Here is a 13,181-nt window from a genome sequence, read left to right as displayed (position 1 = left end):
GCGCCCGCATCCTAGTCGACATCCTCCACGTCGACCTTCTCGCCAGTCACCCGCTGGCTCAATGCCGCGGCCATGAAGCGGTCAAGGTCGCCGTCAAGCACGTCGCCCGGCGCGGTGGAGGTCATGCCGGTGCGCAGGTCCTTTACCAGCTGGTAGGGCTGCAGGACGTAGGAGCGGATCTGGTGGCCCCAGCCGATGTCGGTCTTGGCCGCCGCGGTGGCATTGGCCTCGGCCTCGCGCTTCTGCAGTTCGGCCTCGTACAGCCGGGCCTTGAGCTGCTTCATCGCCTCGGCCTTGTTCTTGTGCTGCGAACGCTGGTTTTGGCACTGCACCACGATGTTGGTCGGGATATGGGTGATCCGGACCGCGCTGTCGGTGGTGTTGATGTGCTGCCCGCCCGCACCGCTCGCGCGGTAGGTGTCGATCCGAAGCTCGCTTTCGTTGATCTCGATGTCGATGTCGTCGTCGACTTCCGGATAGACCCACACGCTGGCGAAGCTGGTGTGGCGCCGCGCCGAGCTGTCGTAGGGGCTGATCCGGACCAGGCGGTGGACCCCGCTCTCGACCTTGAGGTTGCCATAGGCGTTCTCGCCCTTGACCAGCAGCGTCGCCGACTTGATCCCGGCCTGCTCGCCCGAGTGGAAGTCGACCAGCTCGACCTTCATCCCGTGCCGCTCGGCCCAGCGCGAATACATCCGCTGGAGCATCCCGGCCCAGTCGTTGCTCTCGGTCCCGCCAGCGCCCGAGTTGACTTCGACATAGCTGTTGTTGGCGTCGGCCTCGCCCGCCAGCAGTGCGGCGACCTTGTCCTTTTCGGCCCGCTCGGCGAGCTCGGCCAGCGCGGTGACTCCGTCGTCGATCAGCGACGCGTCACCCTCGGCCTCGGCCATTTCGATCAGTTCGACAGTGTCGGTCAGCTCGGTCTCGAGCTTGCGGGTGGCGGCGATCGCCTCGTCCAGCCGGCGACGTTCGCGCATCACGTCCTGCGCGGCCTTGGGGTCGTTCCACAGGCTCGGGTCCTCGACCTTCTGGTTGAGCTCCTCCAGCCGCCGCAGCGCGCGATCCCAGTCGAGGAACCGGCGAAGCAGGGCGGTGGCGGCATTGACCTGGTCGATATGGGCCTGCGCTTCGGCGCGCATGTCAGAGAAATCCTTTCACTCGTGGCCGTTCGGAGGCGGGACGCTCGAACGAACGGGCCAAGCGGTGTCCTAGTAGATTCCGCCCTGCCTTGCCAAGAAGTCCTCGGGCGGCGTCGCGGGTTCAGCCGGGCGGACCGCTTCGGGACGAGGCCGCGGGGCAGCCCGGCGGCGCGGGGCGCTGCGCGGCGCGGCGACCGCGGCGGCGGCGGCCAGCTCGGCCTCTTCCCCGGCGCGGCGCAGGGTGCGGCGCGGTTCGCTTTCGGGCTGGAAGGCTTCCCAGATCACCGCGGACTTGGGATCCTCGCGGACCGGGAAGGTTCCGAATACGCGGCGGCCGCTGGCCCGGTCGATGCGGACCATGCGGATGCCGCGCGGCGCCACGAAGGGGGTCGGCGGCACGTCCTTGAAGCTGGCCTGCGCCCACTGCTTGAAGATCGGCGCGGCGATCCGTCCGCCCTGCGCCGCGCCGCCCAGCGAACGCGGCTGATCGTAGCCGATGTAGGTGCCGGCAACGACGTCGGGGGTGCCGCCGACGAACCACACGTTGGTCGGACCGCTGGTGGTACCGGTCTTGCCGAACAGCGGTCGATTGAGGTCGCGCAGCACGGTTGCGGTTCCGCGCTCGATCACGCCGGTCAGGATGTGGACCATCTGGAACGCCGCCTGCGGCTCGAGCAACTGGCGCGAGCGGCTGGGCGGACGAGGCATCGCGCCGCCGTCCCAGTCGGGCGCGTTGCAGCGGCCCTCCATCACCGCGCAGCGATTGTCGGTGCGGAAGATGACCTTGCCGTCGCGGTCCTGGACGAAGTCGATCAGGGTCGGGGTCAGCGACCGGCCATGGTTGGCAAGGATGGCATAGGCGTTGGTCAGCTTGAGCACGGTGGTGTCACCGGCGCCGAGCGCGATCGACAGATAGTTGGGATAGTCGCCGACGCCGAGCCGCCGGGCGGTGTCGGTGACCCGCGCCATGCCGGTCTGCGAGGCGGCGCGCACCGTCATCAGGTTGCGCGATTGCTCGACGCCCCAGCGCATGGTCTTGGCGCCGGCATAATCGCCGTCGAAATTGCGGAAGCATTTGTTGCCGAGGCCGGCCCCCTGCCAGACGCAGAAGGGCGCATCGTCGATCAGGGTCGCCGGGGTCATGCCGTTGGCCAGCGCCGAATAATAGACGATCGGCTTGAAGGTGGAGCCCGGCTGGCGCTGGGCCTGGGTCGCGCGATTGTAGCTGGCGCCGATCGAATCGAACCCGCCTTGCATCGCCAGCACCCGGCCCGTGCGCACTTCCTGCGCGACGAACCCGCCACCGATCTCGGGGATCGAGCGGATCGCATAATCCTCGCCGGCGATCTGCTTAACGATGATGATCATGCCCGGCGTGAGGTTGGAGAAGGCGGTCCCACCCCCGCCGCGGCGCGGCATGGCGGCATTGCCGGCCGCGAGCCGCCCTTCCGAGCCATCTGTGAAGCCGATCCGTGCGCTGCCGCCGGATTTGTCCAGCACCACCGCCTTGCGCCAGTCGGGGAAGCCGGTGCCAAGCGGCGCGCGGTCGAGCGGGCCGCGCCAGTCGCCGCTGATGTCGATGCTAAGGCCGGTGTCGCGCCATCCGCGGCCGCCGTCAAACTTGGCCAGCCCTTCGCGCAGCGCTTCGGCGGCGGCGTCCTGCATCACCGGGTTCATGGAGGTGCGCACCCACAGGCCGCCGGCATAGACGCTGTTGGCGCTATCGCCGGCATCCTCGCCATATTTGCTGAGCAGGGCGCGGCGCACTTCCTCGGTGAAATAGCCGCCCACTTCGCGGAACTTGGCATTGGTGCCGAGGCGGATGGTGCCGAGTGGGGCCGAGCCGGCCTGCGCCCGCTGCGCCGCGTCGATGTAGCCATTGCTCTCCATCTCGCGCAGCACATAGTTGCGGCGGTCGAGAGCGCGCTGGGTCTGGCGCACGGGATCATAGTTGGACGGCGCCTTGGGCAGGATCGCCAGGTAGGCGGCCTCGGGCAAGGTGAGATCGGCGACGTCCTTGTCGAAATAGGCCCGTGATGCGGCCTGCACGCCATAGGCATTCCGGCCGAGGAAGATCTGGTTGAGGTAGAGCTCAAGAATCTGCTCCTTGGTCAGCGTATTCTCGAGCCGGAAAGCGAGGATCGCCTCGCGGATCTTGCGGCTGACCGCATAGGCGTCATCCTGCAGCAGCGCCTTGGCGACCTGCTGGGTGATGGTCGACCCGCCGCGGGCGCGCGAGCCCCCGGTCGCTTTCTTGAGCGCGAAGTCGCCGACCGCGCCGACCAGGCCCGGATAGTCGATCCCGCCGTGGCTGAAGAAGGTCTTGTCCTCGGCCGAGATGAACGCCTCGATCACCATCGGTGGATATTCGTCGTAGGACAGTTCGACCCGGCGTTCGCGGGCGAAGGTGCCGACCGGCTGGCCATCGATCCCGCGGATATTGCTGGGCAGCGGCGGCTGATAGGCGAGCAGGGTCTCGCTCGACGGCAGGCCGGCGGCGAAGAACAGCCAGGTGACGACGAAGAGGGCGTAGCCGCCAAGCAGGCCGTAGCCGAGGAATCGAAGCCCCCGCCGGCGGCTCCAGGCCGCGCGAAGGCGATCAGCGGCGCTCTGGTGACGGCCGAGCCAGGCCGATGTGGGTGAGGTCGCGACGGCGTCCATATCGGCGGGCTCTACTCGCTTGGGAAGGCGGGGGAAAGCGCTTCCGGACTCAACGCACCGCGGCCGCCTGCGCTTCGATCGCGCGGGCCAGGGAGGTGACGATCCGCCCGCGCTGCACGGGGTCGAGCAACATCGCCTCGTCCTCGGCATTGCTCATGTAGCCTGCTTCGAACAGCACCGCCGGGGCGCCCGAACGGCGAAGCACGCGAAAGGCGGCGAAGCGGTGCGGCTCGGGGCGAAGCAGGACCCGGCCCTTGGATTCGCGCAGGATGCGCAGGGCGAAATCGGCGCTGCCATCCATCTCGTCGCGCGCCGCCAAGTCGGACAGCAAGGCGCGGAGCGAGGCGTCAGGCGCGCTCGCCACCGCGCCCTCGCCATTCTGCCGGGCGGCAAGGGCGGCGGCATCCTCGTCGCTGGCGACTTCCGACAGGGAATAAGCGGTGGCGCCGCGGGCACCGGGGTTGGGCGCGCTGTCGGCGTGGATGGCGAGGAACAGGTTGGCACCCAGCCGGCGAGCAATGGCGGCGCGGTCGTCGAGATCGAGCGCGATATCGCCGTCGCGGGTCAGTGCGATCCGGACCCGGCCACGGCTGGCGAGTTCGTCGCGAAGCTCGCGCGCGATCAGAAGGGTGACGTCCTTCTCGCGCGTCGCCCCGCTGGCCCCGGGCGCTCCGCCGTCGCGGCCGCCGTGGCCCGGATCAATCACCACCAGCGGCCGGCCCGGGGTCCGTGCCTCGGTGATGCGGACGTCGGCGACCGCCGGGGCGAGCGCCAGGCTGAGCCCGCCCTGGCGGGCTTCCCCGGCGACCGCGAGGCCGAGCCCCTGCCCCTTGCGCTCACCGGCGAAAGCGAATGCCGCGACCAGTCCTGCGACACCAACGGCGGCGAGCAAAAGCACGGGCAGCAAGGGCGAACGGCGACGCATCGGCGCGACCCTAGCGTGCCGTTGCCCCGCGGCAAGGAGGCTGCTACGACACGTGTGTCCGTACCGGCCCGCACTGGGCCTTGGCCCGGATCCAGGCCGGGGGGTCGAAGACAGGGCGATCTCCCCAGCACCGTACAGGTTGATGCTGATCCATGAAGTTCAAGAACGCGCTTGTTGATCCTGCCTTGTTCGGCAGCGACGCGCGTTTGCCGGCGACTGCCGGAGAGCAACTGGCAGCAGACGCACCCCTTTTGATCGCCATTCCCGCCGGCCCCAAAGCGCCGGCGATGGCCGCAACACGCGCGCGCAGACTGACCTTGTTCAGGGCGCGCGCCCGGAGACTATTCAATGACCACGCGCATGCTGATCGACGCGCGCCACCCGGAAGAGACCCGGGTCGCCGTCGTCCAGGGGAACCGGATCGAGGAGTTTGACTTCGAATCCGCCGAGCACAAGCAGCTTAAGGGCAATATCTACCTTGCCAAGGTTACCCGCGTAGAACCCTCGCTTCAGGCGGCGTTTGTCGATTACGGCGGAAATCGCCACGGCTTCCTCGCCTTCAGCGAAATCCACCCCGATTATTACCAGATCCCCAAGTCGGACCGCGAAGCCCTGCTCCGCGAGGAAGCCGAACATGCGGCCGAGGAAGAGCGCCTGCGCTCCGAGGCCGAGGATCATGACGAGGAAGACGGCCCGCTCGATCCGCACCACGAGGATGACGGTCACGACGACCGCCCCGAGGAGCCGGAAGGCGAACTGGAGGGCGAGGAAGCCGACAGCCAGGGCGACCCCGAGGATGGCGAGCGCGCCCCCCGCGGCCGTCGCAGCCGCAAGGACGAAGCCGCGGACGAGGTCCGTCGCAAGCGCCTGAACCTGCGCCGCCGCTACAAGATCCAGGACGTGATCCAGCGCCGCCAGGTGCTGCTGGTCCAGGTCGTCAAGGAAGAGCGCGGCAACAAGGGCGCGGCGCTGACCACCTACTTGAGCCTCGCCGGCCGTTACTGCGTGCTGATGCCCAACACGTCGCATGGCGGCGGCATCAGCCGGAAGATTTCGAACGGCTCGGACCGCAAGCGTCTGAAGTCGATCATCGCCGACCTGAAGCTCCCCGGCACTATGGGCCTGATCGTCCGCACCGCGGGCCTTGAGCGGACCAAGGTCGAGATCAAGCGCGACTTCGATTATCTTGCCCGGCTGTGGGACGAAGTGCGTGAGAACACGCTCGGCTCCTCGGCGCCCGCGCTGATCTACCGTGACAGCGACCTGGTGAAGCGCGCGATCCGCGACCTTTATCATCGCGACATCGACGACGTGCTGGTCGAGGGCGAGGACGGCTATCGCGCCGCCCGCGGCTACATGAAGCTGCTGATGCCGAGCCACGTGAAAAAGGTTCAGCCCCACAGCGAGGCGACCCCGCTGTTCCAGCGCTACGGCGTCGAGGACCAGCTGGCGGCGATGTACCAGCCGCTCGTCCAGCTGAAGAGCGGCGGCTATATCGTGATCAACCCGACCGAGGCCCTGGTCTCGATCGACATCAACTCGGGCCGCTCGACCCGCGAGCACAATATCGAGCAGACCGCCTTCGCCACCAACATGGAGGCGACCCACGAAATCGCCCGCCAGCTGCGGCTGCGCGACATGGCCGGCCTCGTCGTCATCGACTTCATCGACATGGAACAGAACAGCCATGTCCGTAAGGTCGAGAAGGCGATGAAGGAGGCGCTGCGGAACGATCGCGCCCGAATCCAGGTCGGTCGCATCTCCAGCTTCGGCCTGATGGAAATGAGCCGCCAGCGCCTGCGCACCGGCGTGCTCGAAGCCTCGACCAAGGCCTGCCAGCATTGCGAAGGCACCGGGCTGATGCGGACCGCATCCTCGTCAGGCCTGTCGGCGCTGCGGATGATCGAGGACGAAGCGGCCCGCGGCCGCGGCGACCGGGTCTGCCTGCGCGCCGGCGCCGAAGCGGCAATCTATGTCCTGAACAAGAAGCGCGCCGAACTGGCCGACATCGAGGCGCGTTACGGCGTCTCAGTCGAAGTGCTGGTCGACCCCAGTCTCGAAGGCGCGCGGATGGCGGTGGAAAGCTCGGGCGGACGCCCGGTCGTTCCCGTCCGCCAGCTCGCCCCGCCTCCGCCGATCGACGACGACGAGCCGGAAGTGGACGAGGAAGAGTTCGCCGAGGAATTCGTCGAGGACGAGAGCGAGGAGCGCGAAGAGCGCGGCGAGCGCGAGGATGGTGAGGGCCAGGACGGCCGTCGCCGCCGTCGCCGCCGCCGCGGTGGCCGCAATCGTCGCCGTGACGGTGAGCCCGGCGAGGGCGAAACCGAGGGCGAGCGCGGCGAAGGCTCCGAGGAGCGTGAGCAGGACGAGGACGAGCAGCAGCCCGTCGAGGCCGATGGCGCTGAGGCTCCCGCTCCCGACGACGAAGCCGGCAGCGAGGACGAGCGCCGCAAGCGCCGTGGTCGCCGCGGTGGCCGCCGCAGGGGTGGCCGTGGCCGCAAGGGCGAAGAGGGCAGCCGCGAGGATGGTAGCCGTGAGGACGGCGGTCGTGATGGAGGCGACGAGGAACTCGCCCCCGAGCCCGGCGAAGCCCCGATGGTCGAGCCGGTCCCAAGCCAGGACCCCGCCCCGGTCGAGGTCGAGGCTCAGCCCGAGCCGCAGCCGGAACTCGAGCTGGTCGCCGACGAGAAGCCCAAGGCGCGTCGCCGTCCGCGGGCCCGCAAGGCCGATGCGGTCGCTGCCGAGCAGGACGCTCCCGCTCCCGCGCTCGAGGCGATCGTCTCCGAGGAAGCCGCGCCTGCGGACGAGAAGCCCAAGCCCAAGCGCCGCTCGCGCGCCAAGAAGGTCGAAGCGCCGGTCGAAGCCGCGCCCGAGCCCGAGCGCGAGCCCGAGCTTAAGGTCGTGAGCGCCGAGGCCGAAGCCCCGGCCGCCGCTCCTGCCGAGCAGGCCAATGACGATGGTTCGTCACAGCCGACCCGCAAGGGCTGGTGGTCGCGCACCTTCGGCTAAAGAGAATGTGGGCCCCGGTGAACGCCGGGGCCCACTCGCTTCCCGCTAGCCGGCGAGCGCCCTGATCTCACGATTACCGTGCCGGAACAGGCCGGGCTCTTCGCGCTCGGCCAGCACCGCCATCGCGCGGGCGACCAGCCCGGCGTCGATCCCGGCATAACGGTCGAGCGGACCGCGAAGCAGCAGATTGATCAGGGGCGACAGTGCCTGTCCGATGCCCTCGGCCACGCGCCGCTCCTGGCGCTGACCGAGCAGCAGGCCGGGCCTCAAGATGTCTACCCGCGCGAACCCCATCCCCGCCAGCGCGCCCTCCACTTCGCCCTTGAGCCGCAGGTAGGCATTGCGGCTGGACGGATCCGCGCCCGACGAAGACACCGCCAGGAAGTGCCGGGCCCCCGCCGCCTTGGCCGCGCGGGCGAAGGCCAGCACCGCATCGCGATCGACTGCCTCGAACGCGGCCCAGCTTCCCGCCTGACTGCGGGTCGTGCCCAGTGTCGACAGCGCGCAATCGACTCGCTCGCCGTCGAGCAGCCCCGGCCAGTCCTCCATCGCTCCCAGCTTCTCACGCGCCGCCCCGCTTGACCGGCGCCCGAGCACCAGCAGTTCGTGCCGGGCCTCGAGCAAGGGCCACAGTTGGCGGCCGATCAGCCCGGTCGCGCCGATCAGCGCGAGCTTCATGTCCGGCGGCGGCGGCCGTCGACGCTCCACGCGCCCGGTCCGGTGAAGACGAGGCAGAGGAACACGAAGCAATAGAGGATCGCCGCGTCGCCGCCGTTGTTGACCGGGAAGAGATTCTGCGGGGCGTGGGCCATGAAATAGGCGACCGCCATGGTGCCCGAGGCGAGGAACGCCGCCGGCCGGGTGAACAGGCCGATCGCGATCAGCAGCCCGCAGCCCAGCTCGATCACCCCGGCAAACGCGCCTGGATTGTCGAACGCCAGCCCGCTTCCGGCCCGCTCGCCCGCCGGGAAGGACAGCAGTTTCTGCGTCCCATGTTCGAGGAACAGCAGCCCCGACATGATCCTCAGCAGCGCAAGACCCTTGGGCATATGGTGGTCGAGATTCATGCAATTCTCCCTTGCCGGTGCGCAAGGCCGCGCACCCGCGCCGATGTTGCCGCCGCGAGTGGCCGGACGTCAAATGTCGCGGATCAGAACTTCTCGGGCAGCTCGACCGGGCCGATTAGCGCTTCGTGGCGGGTGATGGCGAAGGGGTCGGTCATCCCGGCGATATAGTCGGCGACGTTGCGCGCCACCGCCTCATCTCCTTCGCTGCGGTGCCAGGCGTCGGGCAGCAGGCGCGGATCGGCAAGGTAGGCGCGGGCGAGATTACCGACGACGCGCTGCGCCTCGACCCGCACCGGCTGCAGCGCCGGGGCGTTGTAGAGGTTTGCGTAAAGGCACTTTTTGAGCGCTCGCTCTTCCCCCGCCAGCGCCTCGGAGAAACCGGCCAGCGGGCGTTCGGCGGCACGCACCTCGGCCAGCGTCTCGACCCCCGCCTCGGCGACCCGCCGGCGGGTCTCGGTCAGCAGGTCGCCGACCATCGTCCCGATCTGGTCGCGGACCAGCGCCTTGACCTTGCGGTCGAGCGACAGGTCGGGCCAGCGCCGCCCGATTGCGTCCCAGTGGCGGGCCGCGAACGGCAGTTCGAGCAAGGCGTCGAGCGACAGGACCCCGGCGCGAAGCCCATCGTCGATGTCGTGATTGTCGTAGGCGATGTCGTCGGCAATCGCTGCGACCTGCGCCTCCAGACTGGCGTGCGAGCCGAGCTCGAGCCCGACCGCGGCATCGACCCCGGCCAGCGCCCATTCCGGCGCCGCCACCGGGCCGTTATGCTTGGCAAGTCCCTCGAGCGTTTCCCAGGTCAGGTTCAGCCCGTCGAAATCGGGGTAAGGCGTCTCCAGCGCGCAGACCAGGCGCAGCGTATGGCCATTGTGGTCGAACCCCCCGGCGAACCGCAATTCATCGTCAAGCGCATCCTCGCCGGCATGGCCGAACGGCGGATGGCCAAGGTCGTGGGCCAGGCACAGGGCTTCGGTCAGATCCTCGTTGAGGCCGAGCGCGCGGGCGATGGTGCGCCCGATCTGCGCCACCTCCAGGCTGTGGGTCAGACGGACCCGGTAATGGTCGCCGTCGGGCGCGACGAACACCTGCGTCTTGTGGCGCAGGCGGCGAAAGGCGATCGAATGAACGATCCGGTCGCGGTCGCGCTGGAAGGCGTCGCGGGGTCCGCGTGGTCCCTGGTCGGGCTCGGCATGGAGCCGCCCGCGACTGTCGGCCGGGCGCGCGGCGATCCCCGGGGGCAGCGTCACTTTAGCGCGAGCTTCTCGAGCTTGAGGCCGCCCGGCGCGGTCCACACGAACCCTTCGAGCTTGGCGGCGTGGAGGTCGTTGACGAACTCCTGCGCTTCCTCGGCATCCTTGAACGGCCCGACCACCAGCCGCGACCAGCCCTTCACGTCGGACACCAGCGGCGCGCGTGAGCGGAACAGCGAGGCCTTGGTCTTGCGGATACGCTCATACTCGCGGCCCATCCGGTCGGCGTTGGCCCCGCCGGCGAGCTGGACGTAGATGCGCGAGGCGGACGCCATCGCCTTGACCGGCTTGGTCTCTTCGACCGCCTTGCCGCGGGCCTTGGCGTCCTTGGCCTTGACGTCCTTCGAGTCCTTGGCCTCTACGGCCACCTTGCTTCCCTTGCTGTCCTTGGCGGCGAGCTTGACTGGCTTGGGCTCGGCCTTGGCCGCAGCCTTGCCGGTCTTCCTGACCGGCTCGTCACTCGCCGGTCGGCTGGCGAGCGAGAATTCAGCGGCCGGCGTGCGGCGCGAGGGCCGCTCGACGATCGGCTTTGGCGCGGGCGGCGGCGCGGGCAGCCTGGTCAGCGTGCTCTCGATCGACGCCAAGCGGTCGCCGTCGCTCCGTGCCGTCACAGGAATCGCGTCGGCGACCTTGACCGGAGCGGGCGGCGGCACGGCGGCGGCGACCTTGACCGGCGCGGGCTCCGGCACGACGGCGGCGACCCGCACCGGGCGCGCTTCGACCCGCCGGACCGGCGGCAAGGCGACCGGGGCAGGCGGATCGGCGGCCAGCGCGGCGGCGAGCGCCGCGCCTTCGGCCGGCATGATCCCGAGATGGACGGCAGCCGCCTTCTGCCCCGGCCCGAGTGTCGGCAGGCGGCGGAGGAAGGGATCGAAACCGCCGCTCGCTCCGGGCAGCATCGCGGCGATCGCCTGCCGCGCGGCCTCGACGTCGCCGCCCAGCGCGAGGATGAAGGCGCGCGCGCGCCGCGCTCCGGCATCGCGCTGCGCCAGCAGCGGGTCGAGCGCCGCCAGCGCCTCGGCCTTGCGACCGGAAATGGCCAGGCTGAGCGCCAGCCGGCGACGAGCCTCGGCGCCGTCGAGACCGATCAGCACCACCCGATAATCGTTCTGCGCCTGCGCCTGCATCCCCAGAAGGTCGAAGGCGAGTCCGCGATCGAGCGCGATCAGGACCTGCGTGGCGCCAAGCGACTGGGCCTGCTCGAACAGCCCGAGCGCGGCCTGCGGCTCGCCCATCTGCGCCATCGCCGAACCCTGTCCGGCCTTGGGCGCCCAATGCGCGGCGTTGATCTCCTCGGCGCGGCCGAAGAAACCGATCGCCGCCTGCGAATCGCCCAGGCGCAGCGCCGCGCGCCCAGCGCCGAGCAGCGCCTCATAGTTGCGCGGATTGATCGCGATCAGCCGGACGTTGCGCGCCAGCGCGGCCTCGGGCGTCTCCAGGGTGCCGGCGAGCGGCGCCGGAGGAGGCTCGGGCGGTCGCCCACCGATATATTGCGCTGCTGCTGCTTGCGGCAGCAACACGGCCGCCAGCCACAAAGCCTTGTGTGTCATCCCCATCCCGTTGCCGGGTCTAGCTGACCCACGGCTGACGGATAGCCGCGCGGGCGATGAACTGAGGGCGCGGGGGGACGAGTTGAAGCCTTGAAACGACGAAGGGGCCGAGCACACCAGCGCCCGGCCCCTCCGCACCCGCAAAACGGGTCGTGATGCTTACTGATTGCCCTGGCGGTTCAGGAAGCGAGGGATGTCGAGCGGCTCGCGGCGCAGGCTGGGAGCGGGCTCGTCCTCGATCTTGCCGCCGGCGCGGGCCATGCTGCTCATCCGTTCGAACAGGGTGCCGGCCTCGCGCTTCGGCGCAGGCGCTTCCTCATCCTTGGGCGGCGCGATCGGCGGGGTGCCGACCGGGCTGGTCAGGATGTCCTCGCTGTCGAGCAGCAGTTCGTCGCCGTCACCCTCGTCGCCGAGGTCGAGCGGCGGCGGAGCGGCAGCGGTGGGGGCCGGAGTGGCCGTTGCGGTCGGCGCCGGCGTGGCGGTCGCGGTGCGGGTCGGGAAGGTAAACACCTTGGTACCCGCGGTCTGGCCGCTGGTGCTCGGGGTCGCCTTGGTGGCTTCCTCCGCCTCGATGCCGGTGGCGACCACCGACACTCGGATCTTGCCGTCGAGGTCGTTGTTGAACGCCGAACCCCAGATGATGTTGGCGTCGGGGTCGACCAGCTCCTTGATGTGGCTGGCGGCCTCGTCGACCTCCATCAGGCGCATGTCCTCGCCGCCGGTGATCGAGATGATCACGCCCTTGGCGCCCTTCATGCTGACGCCGTCGAGGAGCGGGTTCGAGATCGCCTTTTCGGCAGCCTCGATGGCGCGGTTGTCGCCCGACGCCTCGCCGGTGCCCATCATCGCCTTGCCCATCTCGCCCATCACCGAGCGGACGTCGGCGAAGTCGAGGTTGATCAGGCCCGGCATGACCATCAGGTCGGTGATGCCGCGGACGCCCTGCTGGAGGACCTCGTCCGCCATCTGGAACGCTTCCTTGAAGGTCGTGTCCGAATTGGCGAGCCGGAACAGGTTCTGGTTCGGGATGACGATCAACGTGTCGACGTGCTGCTGCAGCTCGGCGATGCCGGCGTCGGCGGCGCGGGTGCGGCGGCTGCCTTCGAACGCGAATGGCTTGGTCACCACGCCGACGGTCAGGATGCCCTTATCACGAGCCGCCTTGGCCATCACCGGGGCCGCACCGGTGCCGGTGCCGCCGCCCATGCCGGCGGCGATGAAGCACATGTGCGCGCCTTCCAGCGCCCGCTCGATCTCTTCCATCGCCTCTTCGGCGGCGGCTCGGCCGATCTCCGGACGCGCACCGGCGCCGAGGCCCTGCGTGATCTTGTGACCAAGCTGGATGCGGCGATCGGCGAGCGACGCGTTGAGCGCCTGCGCATCGGTGTTGGCGACCGCGAAGTCGACGCCCTGGACGTCGGCCCGGATCATGTTGGCGATGGCGTTTCCGCCCGCTCCGCCGACGCCGATGACGGTGATCCGCGGCTTCAGCTCGTCGACCGCCGGCCGGACGAAATCAATGCTCATGTCCTTTAGACCCCCGCTCAGCAACGTGTTGAATCAGTAAGCGTGAATCTATGATT

General features: G+C 69.4%; 9 protein-coding genes. 1 reads left to right on the top strand and 8 read right to left on the bottom strand.

The features are described 5' to 3' along the window. Nucleotides 1–11 precede the first annotated feature (11 nt). The 3 genes from prfB to M1K48_RS12630 all read right to left on the bottom strand — a co-directional run bounded on the left by prfB (nt 12) and on the right by M1K48_RS12630 (nt 4,725). The gene (gene prfB, locus M1K48_RS12640) at nt 12–1,139 is read right to left on the bottom strand and encodes a peptide chain release factor 2 (RefSeq protein ID WP_249503559.1); all 1,128 of its coding nucleotides are present in this window, start codon (nt 1,137–1,139) and stop codon (nt 12–14) included. A 69-nt stretch (nt 1,140–1,208) separates the two neighbouring features. Continuing rightward, entirely contained in the window at nt 1,209–3,800 is a 2,592-nt protein-coding gene (locus M1K48_RS12635) for a penicillin-binding protein 1A (protein WP_249503558.1), read from the bottom strand. Nucleotides 3,801–3,849: 49 nt separating this feature from the next. Beyond that, nucleotides 3,850–4,725 (bottom strand): N-acetylmuramoyl-L-alanine amidase family protein, encoded by an 876-nt coding sequence (locus M1K48_RS12630; RefSeq protein WP_249503557.1) that lies wholly within the window; start codon nt 4,723–4,725, stop codon nt 3,850–3,852. 348 nt (nt 4,726–5,073) lie between these two features. Between M1K48_RS12630 and M1K48_RS12625 the strand changes: the two genes are divergently transcribed. Continuing rightward, nucleotides 5,074–7,734 (top strand): ribonuclease E/G, encoded by a 2,661-nt coding sequence (locus M1K48_RS12625; RefSeq protein WP_249503556.1) that lies wholly within the window; start codon nt 5,074–5,076, stop codon nt 7,732–7,734. A gap of 45 nt (nt 7,735–7,779) precedes the next feature. On the opposite strand, the gene M1K48_RS12620 is transcribed toward M1K48_RS12625, so the two are convergent. The 5 genes from M1K48_RS12620 to ftsZ form a co-directional block, all read right to left on the bottom strand. Beyond that, nucleotides 7,780–8,412 carry a Rossmann-fold NAD(P)-binding domain-containing protein gene (locus M1K48_RS12620; RefSeq protein ID WP_249503555.1) on the bottom strand — a complete coding sequence of 211 codons (633 nt, stop codon included), beginning with the start codon at nt 8,410–8,412 and terminating at the stop codon, nt 7,780–7,782. Beyond that, on the bottom strand, nt 8,409–8,801 hold the full coding sequence (locus tag M1K48_RS12615) for a DoxX family protein (protein WP_249503554.1): 393 nt from the start codon (nt 8,799–8,801) through the stop codon (nt 8,409–8,411). Before M1K48_RS12615 ends, M1K48_RS12620 begins: the two co-directional genes overlap by 4 nt. Nucleotides 8,802–8,884: 83 nt before the next feature. Next, entirely contained in the window at nt 8,885–10,045 is a 1,161-nt protein-coding gene (locus tag M1K48_RS12610) for a deoxyguanosinetriphosphate triphosphohydrolase (protein WP_249503553.1), read from the bottom strand. Next, nucleotides 10,042–11,598 (bottom strand): SPOR domain-containing protein, encoded by a 1,557-nt coding sequence (locus M1K48_RS12605; protein WP_249503552.1) that lies wholly within the window; start codon nt 11,596–11,598, stop codon nt 10,042–10,044. Before M1K48_RS12605 ends, M1K48_RS12610 begins: the two co-directional genes overlap by 4 nt. 159 nt (nt 11,599–11,757) lie before the next feature. Next, nucleotides 11,758–13,125, bottom strand: coding sequence for a cell division protein FtsZ (gene ftsZ, locus M1K48_RS12600; protein ID WP_249503551.1), 1,368 nt, complete (start codon nt 13,123–13,125; stop codon nt 11,758–11,760). Between the last annotated feature and the right edge of the window lie 56 nt (nt 13,126–13,181).

Origin of the sequence: Sphingomonas glaciei, assembly GCF_023380025.1 — a bacterium.
Classification (GTDB): Bacteria; Pseudomonadota; Alphaproteobacteria; order Sphingomonadales; family Sphingomonadaceae; genus Sphingomicrobium; species Sphingomicrobium glaciei.
This window is presented reverse-complemented; position numbering and strand designations above follow the sequence as displayed.

Excerpts from the sequence above, each read along its gene's own strand:
- prfB (WP_249503559.1), bottom strand. The coding sequence starts at position 1,139 with ATGCGCGCCGAAGCGCAGGCCCATATCGACCAGGTCAATGCCGCCACC.
- M1K48_RS12635 (WP_249503558.1), bottom strand. The coding sequence starts at position 3,800 with ATGGACGCCGTCGCGACCTCACCCACATCGGCCTGGCTCGGCCGTCAC.
- M1K48_RS12630 (WP_249503557.1), bottom strand. The coding sequence starts at position 4,725 with ATGCGTCGCCGTTCGCCCTTGCTGCCCGTGCTTTTGCTCGCCGCCGTT.
- M1K48_RS12625 (WP_249503556.1), top strand. The coding sequence starts at position 5,074 with ATGACCACGCGCATGCTGATCGACGCGCGCCACCCGGAAGAGACCCGG.
- M1K48_RS12620 (WP_249503555.1), bottom strand. The coding sequence starts at position 8,412 with ATGAAGCTCGCGCTGATCGGCGCGACCGGGCTGATCGGCCGCCAACTG.
- M1K48_RS12615 (WP_249503554.1), bottom strand. The coding sequence starts at position 8,801 with ATGAATCTCGACCACCATATGCCCAAGGGTCTTGCGCTGCTGAGGATC.
- M1K48_RS12605 (WP_249503552.1), bottom strand. The coding sequence starts at position 11,598 with ATGACACACAAGGCTTTGTGGCTGGCGGCCGTGTTGCTGCCGCAAGCA.
- ftsZ (WP_249503551.1), bottom strand. The coding sequence starts at position 13,125 with ATGAGCATTGATTTCGTCCGGCCGGCGGTCGACGAGCTGAAGCCGCGG.